Raw genomic sequence first — 16,215 nt, 5'->3', positions numbered from 1 at the left:
CGTCAGGAACAAGATCAGCACGCACTCCGGACACCCTGCCGACCAAGATCGTCGAGCACAAGGCCCGCAGCGCAACTCATTCTGAAACGATCAGTAAGCCGCCGAGGGTGCGCAGCGCGTTCCACCGCATGACCTTCAGCTCGGCCCACTGCCGCACCAGCCGCTCCCGTACGACGGGGTCGCGGGCGGCGCCCGTCCGCAGGGCCGTCCGTACGACTCCCGCCAACTCCTCGGCGAACCCGATCTGTTGCGCGAGCGTCGACACACCCCGCTCGAACCCGAGCAGGCTCATCGCCACCCGCCACCCCTGCCCCTCTCCCCCGACGACGTGCTCCACGCGTGCGCGTGCCCCGTCGAAGAAGACCTCGTTGAAGTCGCTGGTCCCGGTCAACTGCCGGATGGGGCGTACGTCGACGTGTCCGGGCTGGTCCATGGGCACGAGCAGAAAGCTCAGCCCGTGGTGCCGCCGCGACCCCTCCTCGGTACGGGCGAGCACGAAACACCAGTCGGCCTCATGGGCGAGGGAGGTCCAGATCTTCTGCCCGGTGATCCGGTAGAACTCCCCCTCCCGCACCGCCGCCGTCCGTATCCCCGCCAGATCCGACCCGGCGCCCGGTTCGCTGTACCCCTGGCACCACAACTCCTCCCCGGCCGCGATGGGCGGCAGGAAACGCCGCTTCTGTTCGTCCGAGCCGTGCGCGATCAGCGTCGGGGCGAGCAGCTTCTCCCCGATGTGCCCGGACCGCGCCGGCGCCCCCGACCGCGCGTACTCCTCGGCCCAGGCGACCTGTTGCGTGAGCGTGGCGGTGCGGTTGCCGTATCCGCCCTCGGGCCACCCGATCCCGATCCAGCCGGCCGCCCCCAGGGTCTTCTCCCATGTGCGCTTGCCCGCAGCCCGGTCGACATGCGCACCGAGCCAATCCCGAACCTCGGCCCGGAACACGTCGTCCTCAGCACTGAATCCAAAATCCACGGGACCTCCTCTCAACGCCGGGCACGTCCGTCACCCCAGGGGCGCGGGGAACTGCGCGAGAAACCACGACCGACCCGCACCCGCGAACCCACAACACGCCCTGATTTCCTAGCCGTTGGGCCGATCTCCACGAACCGCGGCCTCTTCCATCGCCACCAGCCGAGACAGCATCGGCATCGGATCCACACCGACGGACCCCGGCAGGAACTCCGCGATCCTCTCCGGCGTCCACCCGCCGGAGGCGTACGCCGCGCGCAGCTCCCTCGGCTGCGCCCACACCGCGACCTTCGGCCCGGCGATCGTGTACACCTGCCCGGTGATCCGCTCCTCGCGGGCCCGTTCGGAGAGCAGATAGACCACCAGCGCCGCCACGTCCTCCGGTTCCCCGATCTCCGTCAGCTCCGTCGGCACGTTCGCCGACATCCGCGTACGCGCCACGGGGGCCACCGCGTTCGCGGTCACCCCGTACTTGTGCAGCCCGAGCGCCGCGCTGCGCACGAGCGAGATGATCCCGCCCTTGGCCGCGCTGTAGTTGGCCTGCGACACGGATCCCTGGTGGTTGCCGCTGGTGAAGCCGATCAGCGTGCCCGCGCGCTGCTGACGCATCACCGCGGACGCGGCCCGGAAGACGGTGAACGTGCCCTTGAGGTGGGTGGCGACGACCGGGTCCCACTCCTGCTCGGTCATGTTGAACAGCATGCGTTCACGCAGGATCCCGGCGACGCACACGACCCCGTCGAGGCGCCCGTACGACTCCAGGGCGACGTCGACGACCCGCCGGCCGCCGTTCATCGTGGAGATGTCGTCGGCCACCGCGACCGCCTCGCCGCCCGCCGCCTCGATCTCCTTGACGACGGCGGCGGCCGTCTCGCTGGTGGGCGAGGTGCCGTCGGTGGCGACCCCGTAGTCGTTGACGACGACCTTCGCGCCCTCGGCCGCCGCCGCGAGGGCGACCGCGCGCCCGATGCCCCGGCCCGCGCCGGTGACGGCGACGACCTTGCCTGCCAAGAAGTTCCCCACGCCCGGTCCCTTCCCGCGGTTTCTGACGGTCCGTTAGATTCTATGGCGCACCGGACGCACGGACACAACCCCCGGGGAGGCACCGGATGTCGACGCCGACTCTTCATCCCGAGTTCCACGAGATCGCCGAGCGCGTGAACAACTGGGGCCGCTGGGGGGCCGACGACGAGATCGGCACCCTGAACCTGATCACCGGCGAGGTCGTCCGCGAGGCCGCGGCCTGCGTCCGCACGGGCCGGCGCGTCCCGCTCGCCCTCCCGCTCCGACAGGGCGGCGTGCAGACCGGGATGATCCCGGGGCGGGTCGACCCGCTGCACGCGATGGTGCAGATCAACCAGGAGCTGTTCGGTCCGGGCACGGTGGCGTGCAGCGACGACACGGTGACCATGGGGCTGCAGGCCGGCACCCACTGGGACGCGCTGACCCATGTCTCGCACTCCGGGAAGCTCTACAACGGCCGCCCGGCGGACACGGTCACCGCGCACGGCGGCGCCGAGTTCGGCGGGATCGACAAGGCGCGGCACGTCGTCTCGCGCGGGGTGCTGCTGGACGTGGCCCGTGCGCGGGGCGTGGACCGGCTGGCGGGCGGGCAGGCGGTCACACCGCAGGACCTGGAGGCGGCGGAGGAGTTCGGCGGGGTGCGGGTGCGGGCCGGGGACGTGGTCCTGGTGCGGACCGGGCAGGTGCGGGTCCTGCTGGCCGGGGACAAGCACGGGTACGGCTATCCGTCGCCGGGGCTCTCGGTGCGCTGCCCGGAGTGGTTCCACGCGCGCGACGTGGCCGCGGTCGCGAACGACACGCTCACATTCGAGATCTTTCCGCCCGAGATCGACAATCTCTGGTTGCCGGTGCACGCCCTGGATCTGGTGGAGATGGGGATGCTCCAGGGCCAGAACTGGAACCTCGAAGAGTTGTCCACAGCCTGTGGAGAAGAGGGGCGGTACGCGTTCCTGCTGTCGGCGATGCCGGAGCCGTTCGTCGGCGCGACGGGCACACCGGTGGCGCCGATCGCGGTGCTGTAGGGGGCAGTTGAGGGACTCCGGTTGGCGGCGCACCTCCCCGTGCGTCCGCATGGCGCCGCCAACCGGTGCGACCCACACTCGACGAGGACCTCCGTCACCCGGGCCCTCGCCGTCCCCTCGCGGCGAATCGTCGTCCACCAGCGTCGGGAAACGGCCGGGCGGCGTCAACGCCGGTACGGCGATTCCTCACGAATGCCCTCTTCGCCGGGGCCGCGCACGGATGCACCCCCGGCGCACCGCCGAACACACGCCCGGCGCACCGCCGAACACGCCCCTGGCCCACCGCCGACGACACCCGAGCGCACCACCGAAGACACCCCGAGCGCGCCGCCGGACACGCGCCCGACGCACTCGCGGCACACCCCGGCACACCCACGGCACACCCGCGGCCCCGGCGCCTACACCGCCTGGAACGCGAGATCCTCGTACGCGGCCGACCCGCTCCCGTAGGCCACCGCCGCCCCCTCCCGGGACTGTGAGCAGCGGTCCAGTTCGCACCAGATGCTCTTGCCCGCGCCCTCGGGGCTCCAGCCCCAGCGGTCGGCGAGACAGTCGACGAGGGCCAGGCCCCGGCCGCCGGTGGACTCGCCGCCGGCGCAGCGCGGCACGGGCGCGCGGGAGCTGGCGTCGGCGACTTCGAGGCGGACCGTGGCGGACTCGACCGCGCCCGCGGGCAGGGACAGCCTCAGCACGGCCGGACGGCCGGTGTGCACCACGGCGTTGGTGACGAGTTCGGAGACGAGCAGGATCAGCGTCTCCGCGAGCGGTTCGTCGGCCTCTATGCCTGACCCGGCCAGGCGCGAACGGGCCCACTTCCGGGCTCGCCCCACCTCCGCGGGGTCGGGACGGACTTCCAGCTGCACCTGAAGCACCTGCACCGCTCACACCATCCGAACCGGCGGACACATGACCTCGCGCCACGCACGCGTCGCGACGAGGGCCACGATCGTAGCCATTTTCTGCATGGCCAGAACAACAGCCAGAGCGAGGATCACGGAACGTGAATCCCTTACGAGCCAGCATGGTTGACGTACAGTCACCCCAACAAGCGCTTCGGGCATATTCCAGCGCGAAGGAGTACGCGTGCGGCATACTGTGCGACGCTCTCCGCGACACCTCGAACAGGCCGACTTCGGCGTCACCTCGGGGGCGACACCGGCACGGCTCGCGCTCGCAGCCACTCGCATCCCACACAAGGTACCGGAGGCGACCGCCGACTCCGGGCCGTGACGAGCCCCGTGATGGACACAGCTCGATGACAACGCTCCGTGACGCCGCGATGCCACGATCAGTGACATCTTGGGCCAACGATTTCCGGGCGGCCCAGTGCAGCGCTCCACCGGGCGTTCACGCCACCAGATCGGCGGCGAGCGCTTCCTCACTCTGCGTGCCTCCGCCGCCGCGTCGGGCCCGCACCCAGGCCCGCTTGAGATGCAGATGCACGTCCGCGTCCCAGGTGAAGCCCATGCCGCCGTGGACCTGGAGGCAGTCGCGGGCGCCGCGGACGGCGGCCTCGTCGGCGAGCAGACGGGCGGCGGCGATGTCGGCCGGGTGGGCGGTGACCGCGGCCGCGTAGACCGCCGCGCGGGCGGTCTCGGTGCGCACCAGCATGTCTGCGCACAGGTGTTTGACCGCCTGGAAGGCCCCGACCGGCTGCCCGAACTGCTCACGGGTCCGGGCGTGTTGCACCGCCGGCTCGCCCACCCGTGTGGCCGTACCGAGCTGCTCGGCGGCGGTGAGCAGCACGGCCACCGGGTCGGGACGGGGCGCGGGCGCGCCGGGCACCTCGTGCAGGGGCGTCAGCGGGTCGACGGACCGCAGCGGTACGGCTCCCCGGGCGTCCCCGCGCACGGTGTCCGCCGCGTCCAGCCACTCCACCAGGCCGCCGTCGACGGCGGCCACGACACTCTCCCCGGACGCGGCGCCCGGCACGGCCCCGGCCGCCAGGTGGGTCGCCACCAGCGGGCCCGGCACCAGCGCCCGCCCCGCCTCCTCGAACACGAGCACCGCCTCCGCCGTCCCGAGCCCGACACCCCCGTCCGCCTCGGGCAGCCGCAGGGCGAAGAACCCGGCGTCCCCGAGCGCCTTCCACAGCACCCGGTCCAGGCGCGGCGAGTCAGCGCCGGCCGTCATACCCGCGTCGGCCGCCGTGCGCAGCGCCTCGCCGGGCCAGTGCCGGGCGAGCAGCTCGCGTACGGCGGACCTCAACGCCCGCTGGTCCCGCGTCAGTCGGAATCGCACGGTCACCGTCCCTTCGGGAGGCCGAGGATGCGCTCGGCGACGATGTTGCGCTGGATCTGGGAGGTGCCGGCGGCGATGGTGCACGAGAGGGAGGAGAGCCGGCCCGGGACCCAGGGCCGGCCGAGGTCGAGGGAGCCGGGGCCGAGGACGTCGGCCGCGGTGTCGTACAGCTCCTGGCGGGCTTGGGAGTAGCGCAGTTTGAAGACGGAGCCGCCGACGCCGGGCACCCCGCCGCTCGCCTCCGTCTCGCTGACGTTCCACTGGGTGAGCCGCCACAGCGCGCGGAACTCGGCGTTGAGCCTGCCGAGCCGGCGCCGCAGCACCGGGTCGTCCCAGCGGCCGTTCTCCCGCGCCGTGCGGGCGAGTTCGCCGAGGGCGCGGCGGCAGGCGACGACCTCGCCGACGAAGGCGGTGCCGCGTTCGAAGGAGAGCGTCACCATGGTCACGCGCCAGCCGTCGTTCTCGGCGCCGACCCGGTGGGACACGGGCACCCGCACCTCGTCCAGGAACACCTCGGCGAACTCCGTCGACCCGGCGAGGGTGCGCAGCGGCCGTACGGTGATGCCGTCGGCGTCCATGGGCATCGCCAGCCAGGTGATGCCCTGGTGCCGGGGCGCGTCGGGGTCGGTGCGGACCAGCAGTTCGCACCAGTCGGCGACCTCGGCGTGCGAGGTCCAGATCTTGGACCCGGTGACCACGTAGTCGTCGCCGTCCCTTCGCGCGCGCGTGCGCGGCGAGGTCGGAGCCGGCGCCGGGTTCGCTGAACCCCTGGCACCACACCTCGTCGCCGCGCAGGATCGGCGGCAGCCAGCGCTCCCGCTGCCCGGGGGTGCCCTCGGCGGCGATGGTCGGCCCGGCGTGCAGCAGCCCGACGAAGTTCGCGCCGACATAGGGCGCGCCCGCCTTCTCGGTCTCCTCCAGGAAGATCAGCCGCAGGGTCGGCGAGGCGTCCCAGTGGACGTCGGCGTACCCGGCGTCGTACAGCATCCGCTGCCAGCCGAGGTCGAAGGCGCGGCGGGCGGGCCAGTCCAGGGGGGACGGGGCGGCGGGCAGGGTGGGCAGCGCCTTGCCGAGCCATTCCCGCAGCCGGGCCCGGAACCCCTCCTCCTCGGGCGTGTACGAGAGGTCCATTATGTGTCGAGGTCCAGGTCGAGCATGCGGATGGCGTTGCCCCGCATCAGCTTGTGCACGGTCTCGTCGTCGAGGCCCTTCACATGGTCGAGGGCGACCTCCTTGGTGTGCGGGAAGGTCGAGTCGACGTGCGGGTAGTCGGTCTCGAAGGTGGCGTTGTCGCGGCCGACGACGCCCAGGGACGCGACCCCGTGCTTGTCGCGGAAGAAGCAGCAGAAGATCTGCCGGTAGTAGTACGTCGACGGCGGCTCGGGGATCAGGTCGCGCACCCCGCCCCAGGCGCGGTGCTCCTCCCACACGTCGTCGGCGCGTTCCAGGGCGTACGGGATCCAGCCCATCTGCCCTTCGGAGTAGGCGAGTTTGAGGGTCGGGAAGCGCACGAGGACCCCGCTGAAGAGGTAGTCCATCATCGAGGCCATCGCGTCGTTGAAGCTGAGCGAGGCCTGGACGGCGGGCGGGGCGTCCGGGGAGGCGGCGGGCATCTGGGAGCTGCTGCCGATGTGCATGTTGACGACCGTGCCGGTCTCCTGGCACGCGGCGAAGAACGGGTCCCAGTACCCGGAGTGGATGGACGGCAGCCCGAGGTGGGTGGGGATCTCGGAGAAGGTCACGGCCCGTACCCCGCGCGCGGCGTTGCGCCGGATCTCGGCGACCGCCAGGTCCACGTCCCACAGCGGGATCAGGCACAGCGGGATCAGCCGGCCCCCGCTGTCGCCGCACCACTCCTCCACCATCCAGTCGTTGTAGGCGCGCACGCAGGCGAGGGCGACGTCCTTGTCGTGCGCCTCGGCGAAGGTCTGCCCGCAAAAGCGCGGGAAGGTGGGGAAGCAGAGGCTGGCCTCGACGTGGTTGAGGTCCATGTCCTTCAGGCGCTCGACGGGGTCCCAGCAGCCGGGCCGCATCTGCTCCCGCGTGATTCCCTCCAGCGTCATCTCGTCGCGGTCGAAGCCGACGGCGGCGATGTTGCGCTTGTACGGGAACTTCAGGTCCTCGTAGATCCACCAGTCCGTGGGCTGGCCGGCCGGGTCCATGGTGATCTGGTACTTCCCGCCGACGTACGCCAGCTCACCGATCCCGGCGGTCAGCGGCTTGGGCCCCTGGTCCCGGTACCTGGCCGGGAGCCAGGTCTCGAAGAGGTGGGCGGGTTCGATCACGTGGTCGTCGACGCTGATGATGCGGGGCAGTTCGGTCATGGTTCCCCTCCGCCGGACAGTACTTATCTGATGACCCGTCAGATAGCATGGCAGCTGACGAGTCGTCAGCCAAGGAGGGGGCACGGCACCCGTGAACGAGACCCCGCACTCCCTGAGTTCCGCACGCTCCCTGAACTCCGCGCACTCCCCGCACTCCCTGGGCTCCGCACGCACCCTGTGGGAGCTGGTGGACCGCCGGGCCCGCCTCACCCCCGACCGGCCGGTCCTGCTCCAGGGGGACCGGGTCCTCACCTTCGGCGCCCTGCGCGAGCGCGCCGAGCGGGTGGCCGCCGGCCTGTACGGCATGGGGGTCCGCCCCGGCACGGTGGTGGCCTGGCAGCTGCCCACCCGCATCGAGACGGCCCTGCTGTCCTTCGCGCTGGCCCGCCTGGGCGCCGTGCAGTCCCCGGTCATCCCCTTCCACCGGGACCGGGAGGTCGGCTTCGCGCTGCGCGAGTCGCGGGCCGAGTTCTTCGCCGTACCGGGCGTCTGGCGCGGCCACGACCACACGGAGATGGCCCGCCGGCTCGGCGCGAAGGGCGTGTTCGAGGCGTACGACGACCTGCCCGAGGGCGATCCGGCCGTGCTGCCCGCACCGCCCGCCGAGGGCACCTCGGTGCGCTGGATCTACTGGACCTCGGGGACGACCTCCGACCCCAAGGGCGTTCTGCACACCGACCGTTCCCTGATCGCGGGCGGCTCCCGCCTCGCCCACGCGCTCCGCCTGACCCCGGACGACGTCGGCTCGATGGCGTTCCCCTACGCACACATAGCCGGACCCGACTACACGGTGATGCTCCTGCTGTACGGCTTCCCGGCGGTGATGTTCGAGCAGTTCGCGCTGCCGGACGCGCTGGCGGAGTACCGGCGCCACGGGGTGACCGTGGCCGGCGGGTCGACGGCGTTCTACTCGATGTTCCTCGCCGAGCAGCGAAAGCGGCCCGGGGAGAAGGTGATTCCCTCCCTGCGGCTGCTCGCGGGCGGCGGCGCCCCCAAGCCGCCGGAGGTCCACCACAGCGTGGTCCGCGAGATGGACGCCCAGCTCACGCACGGCTACGGCATGACCGAGGTGCCGATGATCACGATGGGGGATCCGCGGGACACCCCCGAGAACCTCGCCACGACCGAGGGCCGCCCGCCGGAAGGGATGGAGATCCGGATCGTCGACGGGGAGGTGCGGCTGCGCGGCGAGGCCGTCTGCCAGGGCTGTCTGGACCCCGCCCAGACGGCCGCCGCCTTCGACGCCGACGGCTTCCTGCGCACCGGCGACGTCGGCCATGTCACCGGCTCAGGACACCTGGTCCTCACCGGCCGCCTCAAGGACATCATCATCCGCAAGGGCGAGAACATCTCGGCCAAGGAGATCGAGGACCTGCTCGCCGCGCATCCGGCGGTGGCGGACGCGGCCGTGATCGGCCTGCCGGACGCCGAGCGCGGCGAACTGGTCTGCGCGGTGATCGAACAGCGGCCGGGCACGGACGAGTTGACGCTCCCGGAGGTCGTCTCCTACCTGCGGGCCGAAGGGCTGTCCGTCCACAAACTGCCCGAACGGCTTGAGGTGCTGGCCGCCCTGCCCCGCAACGACACCCTGCGCAAGGTGCTCAAGTACCGGCTGCGGGAGCTTTTTTCCTGAGCGGCGGGGTGCGGTGCGGCGGGGCCGGGCGCCCCCGCGCACGGCACCCCTCAGGCGCTGCCGCGCGCGGACTACTCCGGCACCGTGAAGTAGCGCGCGAACGCCGGGATGATCTCGGCCTCGCCGACCATGCCGTCGCCGTCCGTGTCGAGGGCGGCGGCGATGGCGTCGGCGATCCGGTCCGGGACGTGGAAGACCCGCAGGACCCGCACGGTGTCGGCGAGGGTCGCGCGGCCGTCCGCGTCCGGGTCCGCCACGGCGAGGGCCGCGTGCAGGAAGGGGCGGGCGATCTCGGCGAAGCGCTCGGGGTTGTCGCGCAGCCGCTTGACCGCGCCGGAGACGAACTCCTCGCGGGTGATGCGCTGGTCGCCGTCACGGTCCGCGATGCCCGCCATGCCCTGCCAGAACGCCTCCGCGCCGGCGTACAGCGCCTGTCCCTTGTCCGAGCGGGCCTGGACGGCGAACTCGGCGAGCAGGGCCTTGGCCGCCGAGCTGAAGTCCTCGCGGTCGATGTAGCCGTTGCCGTCCTGGTCGAAGGTGCCGAACCGGGCGGCGATCCTGCGCTCGTACTCGGTGCTGACCATGTCTGTTCGGGCCGCCTTACGTTGACGTGGGGGTCTGTCTGCCTGGGAGCGTACGTCGCGGGCGGCCGGGAAGTGACGTGAAAGAGGCTGTTGTGCCGGGACCGGGGAAATTCCGCGACGATCTCGTGGCGGAGACCGGAAATCCGCGGAGAAGGGGTCAGGCGGAGAAGGCGGCGGACGGAGAGGGGGTCAGACAGAGAGGGGTCAGGCGGAGAGGGGGCCGGCCTCGTCGGTGGTGGCGGATTCCACATCGGCGTGGACGTCGAAGAGGCGGCGCACGCCGAGCGCGCCGAGCACCCGGTTGACATGGGCCCCTCTCCCACTCTCGGCTTCGCTCGAGCGGGAGGTGCCCCCATCGGCGCCCTGGTCCGGCAGGATCAGCCGCAGCCGGCCCTGGCAGGAGCGGATCAGCCGGCGGGCGGCGATCAGGACACCGACCCCGCTGGAGTCGCAGAAGAAGACGTCGGACAGGTCGAGGACCAGGCTGTGGCGGCCGTCGGCGACCACGTCGTGCACCCGCTGGCGCAGCACCGGCGAGGTGACCAGGTCCAGTTCCCCGGACACCTGGAGCACGGCCCACTCGCCCTGCTCGACGCCTCTCACTGTGAATGCCACGGCCATGTCCCTCCGCTCGCCGGACCTCGCGGAACCGCCCAGAAACGGAATCAGTTCCTACGTTTCTTCCTCATTCCGCGCGGCTGCCCAGCGGCCGTTCCCTGAAACCCCGAACAGCAAACAGCGCGCAATCATCAATGGACTTGTTTCGGTCAGTACCGATCTAGTTCGATCGGACATGAACAGCCCATGCGTGAAGGTTATGTGAAGAGGGCACTATCACCTGCGGGCCTTCGCGGGGCGCACATTGACACAAAGGGACGTGCGCTGTCGGACGTGCCGACTACATTCGAGGGCGTCGGCGACGACACGCCGAGGACGGGTGAGGGGAGGAACCGCATGGCGAAGAAGGACGTACCGCCCCGCTGGGACCGCAAGATGCAGCAGCGGCTGGCGCGCGGCGAGGCGGCAGCCCTCGGCGAGTTGTACGACCGGTTCGCCTCCCTCGTGCACAGCCTCGCCCACCGCGTCCTCGGCGACGAGAAGGCCGCCGACGCGATCACCCGCGAGGTCTTCACCCACATCTGGGAGCACCCCGAGGGCTACGACCCCAAACAGGGCCCGCTGCGCTCCTGGGTGGCCACCGTGACCCACGGGCTCGCCGTGCGGCGGCTGCGCGACAGCGAGTCCGCCGCGCTCACCCGGGGCGAGAGCGGCTCCCCGGAGGAACTGGAGAGCAAGGTGCGCCGCGCCTCCGTCGCCGCCCGCGCCGACTACATCGTCCACTCGATGCCCTCGCCGCTGCGCGCCGCCCTGGAGCTGGCCTACTTCCAGCGCCGCGACTACCGCCAGACCGCTGTCGACCTCGGCGTCACGGAGGAGGAGGCGCGCCGCCGCCTCCGGCTCGGCCTGCAACTGCTCTCCACCGCCCACGACGCGGGCACGCCACCGGGATACGGGGGTGCGGTGTGAGCGGCACGGGAGGATACGGCGCGCACGGCGGGGAGTTCGGGCGCGACGACGACGAGGAGCAGGGCGAGCACGGGGGACACGGGGGCCACGGCGGGCACGGGGAACACGGCGGGCGGCAGGGGCCGTACGAAGCCGACTCCGCGCCCCGTGAACGCCTGCCCGAGCAGCGGTCCGACGGGCCGGGCAGCCCGGGGGACGGGGAGCGGGAGAACGAAGGCGCGGGGCCGGACCAGCCCGCGCGCATCCCGATGCCCCGCGCCTCCGTCGAGGACAGCGGACGCCCGCTGCCCGATCTGACCGACCTGGGGGATCTCGCACCCGTGCCGCTCGACCTCACACACGACGTCCTGAAATCGCTCCTCGGCGCCTGGGCCCTGGCCGCCTGCTCGGCGGCGGAGACGGCGGCCGTCGAGGACCACCTCGGCAGCTGCGGCGCCTGCGCGGACGAGGCGCGCCGGCTGCGCGAGGCGGTCGGGCTGCTGCAGCGGCCCGAGAGCCTCGACCTCGATCCCGCGCTGCGCACCCGCGTCCTGGAGAGCTGCCTGGTCCGCCGGCCGCCGCGCATCCCGGTCCCCGGCTGGTCGGTGCCGTACGACGCCGAGACCGCGCGGCTGGACGCCCTGCTACAGGACTTCGGGGACTCCGAGTGGCACGCGCCCGTGCGGCTGCGCTGGTTCCAGGACGACACGACGACAAGCCGTCGTACGACCGTGGCCGGGGTGATCGCGCACCTGCTGTCGGTGGACGGGCTGGTCGCTACGGCGCTGGGCCTGGACGACCCGCTCGCGGAGATCGTCGGGGCCGGCCGCACGGGTGGACGGGGCGTGAGCGGGCCGGTCGAGCGGACCGAGGAGTTCTGGCGGACCTCGCGCTTCCCGCCGACGCGCGCGGTACGGGCGCCCTGGCGGGAGCAGAGCCACCATCTCGTGCGGACCGTGTCCTTCACGGGCAGCGGCACGGGCGGTCTCGCGGTGTCGTACGGCGAGTTCGCGCTGCCGCTGCACGACGCGATGCTGGACCGCGCCTTCGAGTGCTGGACGCACGCCGAGGACATCGCGGAGGCGGTGGACTACCCGTACCAGCCGCCCGCGCCGCGGCACCTGCACAAGATGATCGACCTCGCGGCCCGCACGCTGCCGACCGCGCTCGCCGAACGCCGCCGCAGGGGCCTGTCCGCGCCCGCGCGGACCCCGCATCTCGTGCCGGCGGGCACACCGGGCCGCAGCCTGCGCCTGGAGATCGAGGGCGCGGCCGGCGGAGAGTGGCTGATCCCCCTGGACTCCCCCGGCGCGGTGGGCTCCGCCGAGCTCGAGGTCGCCCACATCGCCCTCGACGCCCTGGAGTTCTGCCGCCTGGCCGCCGGCCACATCCCTCCCGAGGAAGCCGCCGCCGGCCAGATCGGCGACCGCGAAGCCATCAAAGACGTCCTCTTCGCCACGGCCTCCTTGAGCCGAATGTAGGGGCGCCCCTTAGGTGGGACCAGCGCACCGACCTGAAGGGGCGCGGGGAACTGCGCGAACAGCCACGGACGGCCTGGCCTTCTACCACCAGGCCGCAGGCCACATCCCCCGGAAGAAGCCGCCACAGACCAGCTCGGCGCACCGGTCCCACCTAAGGGGCGCGGGGAACTGCGCGAACAGCCACGAGCAGCCCGCAGCCACCCGACAACCGAACAACCCGAGCCCTACGCGAACACCACCGCCAGGCCGCAGGCCACATCCCCCGGAAGAAGCCGCCACAGACCAGCTCGGCGCACCAGTCCCACCTAAGGGGCGCGGGGAACTGCGCGAACAGCCACGGACGGCCCGCAGCCGAACGGCAGCCAGACGGCCCACGGCGCCCCTCAGCCGAACGGGCGGAGCCCTACGCGAACACCACCGTCCGACGCCCGTTCAGCAGAATCCTCCGCTCGGCATGCCACTTCACCGCGCGCGCGAGCGCCTGGCACTCGACGTCCCGCCCGATCGCGACCAGCCCCTCGGGAGTGACGTCGTGGCCCACCCGCTCGACCTCCTGCTCGATGATCGGCCCCTCGTCGAGATCCGCGGTGACGTAGTGCGCGGTGGCACCGATCAGCTTGACGCCGCGCGCGTGCGCCTGGTGGTACGGCTTCGCACCCTTGAAGCTCGGCAGGAACGAGTGGTGGATGTTGATGATCCGGCCGCTGAGCTTCTTGCACAGGTCGTCGGAGAGCACCTGCATGTAGCGGGCCAGCACCACCAGCTCGACACCCTCCTCCCGGACGATCTCCAGCAGCCGCGCCTCCGCATCCGCCTTGTTGTCCCTCGTCACCGGAATGTGGTGGAAGGGAATGTTGTACGAGCCCACCAGCTCCTGGAACTCGGTGTGGTTGGAGACCACGGCGGCGATCTCGACCGGCAGCGCACCGGTCCGCGCCCGGAACAGCAGGTCGTTCAGGCAGTGCCCGAACTTGCTGACCATCAGCACGATCCGCATCTTCTGGTCGGCCTGGTTGATCTGCCAGTCCATCTGGAAGGAGTCACCGATCGCCGCGAAACTCGCCCGCAGCTTCTCCACCGTCACCGGCGCCTCCGCCGAGAAGTGGACGCGCATGAAGAACAGACCCGTGTCGTGGTCGCCGAACTGCTGGCTGTCCTCGATGTTGCAGCCGGTCATGAAGAGGTAACTCGACACGGCGTGCACGATGCCCTTTTTATCCGGGCAGGAGAGGGTGAGGACGTACTGGTCGACGGAGGCCGCTGCTCGGCTGGGCTGCTCGCTCATGCACCCCAGAATCTCACGCCGGACCGGCCCCTCCCGCCGATGTCCGCTAAGCGGACCGGGTCATGATCTGCAGCACCTCAAGGCTCCGCGGCGGCGCGTCGGGGTCGTCCCCGTCGCTCGTGGCGAGCCGCAGGTGCGCGTCCCGGGCCGCCCGCACCGCCTCCGGCCACGCCTCGTGCTCCAGGTAGGTGGCGACCGGCGCGTCCGGTCCGACCTGGTGCATGATCCGCAGCACCCGCAGCACGGCGGTGTCGACGAGCGCCGCCTCCTGCGAGTCACGGAAGATCGTGCCGACGTATTTCTCGGCCGACCAGTTGTCCAGCCAGGTGTCCTCCACCAGCCGGTACACGGCGTCGGTGAAGTCACCGTAGCCGTCCACACCGGCCAGCCAGACGTCCCGCTGGAACACCGGGTCGGAAAGCATGTGCAGCGCGGAGCGCACATTGCTGCGCCAGCGCCACCACGGCATGTCGTTCAGTGGCATGACGCCCATGGTGGAGGAGCGACGGCCGCGACGGGAAGAGTTCTCCGAACCTTGCACGGTCATCGATCGTACGTTCCCCGCCACACCAGCCTCACCGGCCCCCGCAATTCACCCCGCCGTCACCTCTCGTTGACCGAAGGTCACACTCAGGTTAGTGGTGTGAGGGAATCGTGCGTGTTCATGACCGGCAGGCGTCCCACTCTCAGCACTATCATTCCCCGCTCCCTCTTCCCCCGGCCAGCCTTCTTCCGGCCAGCCTCTTTCCGGCCGGTCTCCTCACGGCCGGCCTTCTCCCGGCCGGTCTCCTCCCGGCCGGCCCGAGCGACCGCCCTGTCCGCGAGCGCTCTGGCCGCGTGCGTGTCGCTCACCGCCGGGTGCGGAGTCGTCCCCGGCACCGCGGGGAACGGGGACGGCACCGTCAAGGTCATGACCTGGGCGCCGGAGAACACGGACGCCACCAACAAGCCCGGCATGCCCGCGATGGCCCGCGCCTACGCCAAATGGATCAACGCGCGGGGCGGCATCAACGGCCGCAAGCTCGAAGTCCTGACCTGCAACGACCACAACGACAGCGTCGGCGCGGCACAGTGCGCCCGGCGCGCGGCGGCCGAGAACGTGGTCGCGGTCGTCGGCTCCTACAGCCAGTTCGGCGACTCCTTCCTCGCCCCGCTGGAGAGCGCCGGAATCCCCTACATAGGCGGCTACGGCGTCACCAACGAGGAGTTCACCGGACCGATGTCGTACCCGGTCAACGGGGGCCAGCCGACCCTTCTGGCCGGTCTCGGCAAGGCCCTGGCGAGCGCCTGCGGCCCGGTCTCCCTGATCCGCCCCGACAGCATCGCCGGCGACCAGCTGCCCGCGCTGCTGGAGTCGGGCCTGACGTCGGGCGGGCACCCGGGCGTGGGCGACCAGCTCGCCGCTGAGGACGCCACCGAGTACGGCGGCCAGGCCGACAGGGCGCTGCGGTACGCGACCGGTGACTACGCCCGCAGGGGGTGCGTGGTGCCCGCGCTCGGCGACCGCACCGACACCTTCATGGACTCCTTCCGGCGCGCCCGCGACGAGTTCCCGAAGGTGCGGCTCGCGACCGTGCTGGGCAGCGTCGACCAGACGGTGATCAACGCGACGGGCGGCGCGTCGGGGCCGTACGAGGGGGCGTACATCACCGGCTGGTACCCGCCGGCGTCCGACGCGCGCTGGGACACCATGAAGAAGGTGATCAACGAGGAGGCCTTCGGCGACAACCGCATCGACCCCGCGGACGCCGGAGTGCAGACCACCTGGATCGCCTACACCGTGCTGCGGGCCACGCTGAACAAGATCGGCGACGGAGAGGTGAACGCCGACAACGTGCGCCGCACCCTCGACCACGGTCTCGAGGTCACCACCGGCGGCCTCACCCCGACCCTGCACTGGCCCGACCACAACGCCCTCGCCTCGGTCGGCTTCCCGCGCCTCGTCAACGCCGACGTGACCCTCCAGGTCGTCCACGAAGGCCGCCTGGTCGCCGCCGGGCGCAGCGGCGGGGCCGCCGGCTTCACCGACGTCACCACGATCCTGGAGAAGGCGGACATCGGCTGACCCGGGCCGCCGAGCCGGACCGCCCAGCCGGACTGTCGAGCCGGACTGCCGAGCCGGACTGTCGAGCCGGACTGCCGAGCC

14 protein-coding genes and 2 pseudogenes are annotated in these 16,215 nt (G+C 71.7%); 5 read left to right on the top strand and 11 right to left on the bottom strand.

Going from position 1 to position 16,215, the window contains the following annotated elements; genetic code table 11:
* Positions 1 to 97: 97 nt before the first annotated feature.
* Together ACGFYV_RS35735 and ACGFYV_RS35730 are read right to left on the bottom strand one after the other, a co-directional pair.
* A pseudogene (locus tag ACGFYV_RS35735) lies at positions 98 to 973 on the bottom strand (acyl-CoA dehydrogenase family protein); the annotation flags it as partial.
* Positions 974 to 1,081: 108 nt separating this feature from the next.
* The gene (locus ACGFYV_RS35730) at positions 1,082 to 1,993 is read right to left on the bottom strand and encodes an SDR family NAD(P)-dependent oxidoreductase (RefSeq protein WP_393882712.1); all 912 of its coding nucleotides are present in this window, start codon (positions 1,991 to 1,993) and stop codon (positions 1,082 to 1,084) included.
* 86 nt (positions 1,994 to 2,079) lie between these two features.
* Here ACGFYV_RS35730 and ACGFYV_RS35725 point away from each other — a divergent pair, with 86 nt between their 5' ends.
* On the top strand, positions 2,080 to 3,015 hold the full coding sequence (locus ACGFYV_RS35725) for a cyclase family protein (RefSeq protein ID WP_393882711.1): 936 nt from the start codon (positions 2,080 to 2,082) through the stop codon (positions 3,013 to 3,015).
* Positions 3,016 to 3,413: 398 nt separating this feature from the next.
* On the opposite strand, the gene ACGFYV_RS35720 is transcribed toward ACGFYV_RS35725, so the two are convergent.
* The 4 genes and pseudogenes from ACGFYV_RS35720 to ACGFYV_RS35705 all read right to left on the bottom strand — a co-directional run bounded on the left by ACGFYV_RS35720 (position 3,414) and on the right by ACGFYV_RS35705 (position 7,580).
* The gene (locus ACGFYV_RS35720; protein ID WP_393882710.1) at positions 3,414 to 3,878 is read right to left on the bottom strand and encodes an ATP-binding protein; all 465 of its coding nucleotides are present in this window, start codon (positions 3,876 to 3,878) and stop codon (positions 3,414 to 3,416) included.
* Between the two features lie 484 nt (positions 3,879 to 4,362).
* A complete protein-coding gene (locus ACGFYV_RS35715; protein WP_393882709.1) occupies positions 4,363 to 5,256 on the bottom strand; it encodes an acyl-CoA dehydrogenase family protein in 894 nt (297 codons plus the stop codon).
* A 2-nt stretch (positions 5,257 to 5,258) separates the two neighbouring features.
* Positions 5,259 to 6,387: pseudogene (locus ACGFYV_RS35710) on the bottom strand (acyl-CoA dehydrogenase family protein).
* On the bottom strand, positions 6,387 to 7,580 hold the full coding sequence (locus tag ACGFYV_RS35705; protein WP_393882708.1) for an amidohydrolase family protein: 1,194 nt from the start codon (positions 7,578 to 7,580) through the stop codon (positions 6,387 to 6,389). The pseudogene ACGFYV_RS35710 and the gene ACGFYV_RS35705 overlap by 1 nt, the downstream one beginning before the upstream one ends.
* Before the next feature lie 130 nt (positions 7,581 to 7,710).
* Between ACGFYV_RS35705 and ACGFYV_RS35700 the strand changes: the two genes are divergently transcribed.
* The gene (locus ACGFYV_RS35700) at positions 7,711 to 9,213 is read left to right on the top strand and encodes a class I adenylate-forming enzyme family protein (protein ID WP_393882714.1); all 1,503 of its coding nucleotides are present in this window, start codon (positions 7,711 to 7,713) and stop codon (positions 9,211 to 9,213) included.
* A gap of 71 nt (positions 9,214 to 9,284) precedes the next feature.
* Here the strand turns inward: ACGFYV_RS35700 and ACGFYV_RS35695 are convergent, their stop codons facing one another.
* Positions 9,285 to 9,797 (bottom strand): EF-hand domain-containing protein, encoded by a 513-nt coding sequence (locus ACGFYV_RS35695; RefSeq protein WP_393882707.1) that lies wholly within the window; start codon positions 9,795 to 9,797, stop codon positions 9,285 to 9,287.
* 204 nt (positions 9,798 to 10,001) lie between these two features.
* Complete coding sequence (locus tag ACGFYV_RS35690) at positions 10,002 to 10,418, bottom strand: STAS domain-containing protein (protein ID WP_393882706.1); 417 nt, start codon at positions 10,416 to 10,418, stop codon at positions 10,002 to 10,004.
* A 333-nt stretch (positions 10,419 to 10,751) separates the two neighbouring features.
* Between ACGFYV_RS35690 and ACGFYV_RS35685 the strand changes: the two genes are divergently transcribed.
* Both ACGFYV_RS35685 and ACGFYV_RS35680 read left to right on the top strand, forming a co-directional pair.
* A complete protein-coding gene (locus ACGFYV_RS35685) occupies positions 10,752 to 11,324 on the top strand; it encodes a sigma-70 family RNA polymerase sigma factor (RefSeq protein ID WP_393882705.1) in 573 nt (190 codons plus the stop codon).
* Entirely contained in the window at positions 11,321 to 12,784 is a 1,464-nt protein-coding gene (locus ACGFYV_RS35680) for a zf-HC2 domain-containing protein (RefSeq protein WP_393882704.1), read from the top strand. Before ACGFYV_RS35685 ends, ACGFYV_RS35680 begins: the two co-directional genes overlap by 4 nt.
* Before the next feature lie 403 nt (positions 12,785 to 13,187).
* On the opposite strand, the gene purU is transcribed toward ACGFYV_RS35680, so the two are convergent.
* The 3 genes from purU to ACGFYV_RS35665 all read right to left on the bottom strand — a co-directional run bounded on the left by purU (position 13,188) and on the right by ACGFYV_RS35665 (position 14,921).
* Complete coding sequence (gene purU, locus ACGFYV_RS35675) at positions 13,188 to 14,069, bottom strand: formyltetrahydrofolate deformylase (protein WP_393882703.1); 882 nt, start codon at positions 14,067 to 14,069, stop codon at positions 13,188 to 13,190.
* Between the two features lie 46 nt (positions 14,070 to 14,115).
* Positions 14,116 to 14,616, bottom strand: a complete 501-nt coding sequence (locus ACGFYV_RS35670; RefSeq protein WP_393882702.1) for a hypothetical protein — start codon at positions 14,614 to 14,616, stop codon at positions 14,116 to 14,118.
* A gap of 83 nt (positions 14,617 to 14,699) precedes the next feature.
* A complete protein-coding gene (locus tag ACGFYV_RS35665) occupies positions 14,700 to 14,921 on the bottom strand; it encodes a hypothetical protein (protein WP_393882701.1) in 222 nt (73 codons plus the stop codon).
* A gap of 58 nt (positions 14,922 to 14,979) precedes the next feature.
* Here ACGFYV_RS35665 and ACGFYV_RS35660 point away from each other — a divergent pair, with 58 nt between their 5' ends.
* Positions 14,980 to 16,134 (top strand): ABC transporter substrate-binding protein, encoded by a 1,155-nt coding sequence (locus tag ACGFYV_RS35660; RefSeq protein WP_393882700.1) that lies wholly within the window; start codon positions 14,980 to 14,982, stop codon positions 16,132 to 16,134.
* The last annotated feature ends 81 nt before the right edge of the window (positions 16,135 to 16,215 follow it).

The organism is Streptomyces sp. NPDC048297 (assembly GCF_043201585.1).
Classification (GTDB): domain Bacteria; phylum Actinomycetota; class Actinomycetes; order Streptomycetales; family Streptomycetaceae; genus Streptomyces.
The sequence above is the reverse complement of the archived record's forward strand: the minus strand, read 5'-3'. Positions and strand labels throughout refer to the sequence as shown.

Bases quoted from the DNA above. Each gene is read 5' to 3' on its own strand.
- ACGFYV_RS35725 (WP_393882711.1), top strand. From the start codon at position 2,080: ATGTCGACGCCGACTCTTCATCCCGAGTTCCACGAGATCGCCGAGCGC.
- ACGFYV_RS35705 (WP_393882708.1), bottom strand. From the start codon at position 7,580: ATGACCGAACTGCCCCGCATCATCAGCGTCGACGACCACGTGATCGAA.
- ACGFYV_RS35695 (WP_393882707.1), bottom strand. From the start codon at position 9,797: ATGGTCAGCACCGAGTACGAGCGCAGGATCGCCGCCCGGTTCGGCACC.
- ACGFYV_RS35690 (WP_393882706.1), bottom strand. From the start codon at position 10,418: ATGGCCGTGGCATTCACAGTGAGAGGCGTCGAGCAGGGCGAGTGGGCC.
- ACGFYV_RS35685 (WP_393882705.1), top strand. From the start codon at position 10,752: ATGGCGAAGAAGGACGTACCGCCCCGCTGGGACCGCAAGATGCAGCAG.
- purU (WP_393882703.1), bottom strand. From the start codon at position 14,069: ATGAGCGAGCAGCCCAGCCGAGCAGCGGCCTCCGTCGACCAGTACGTC.
- ACGFYV_RS35670 (WP_393882702.1), bottom strand. From the start codon at position 14,616: ATGACCGTGCAAGGTTCGGAGAACTCTTCCCGTCGCGGCCGTCGCTCC.
- ACGFYV_RS35660 (WP_393882700.1), top strand. From the start codon at position 14,980: ATGACCTGGGCGCCGGAGAACACGGACGCCACCAACAAGCCCGGCATG.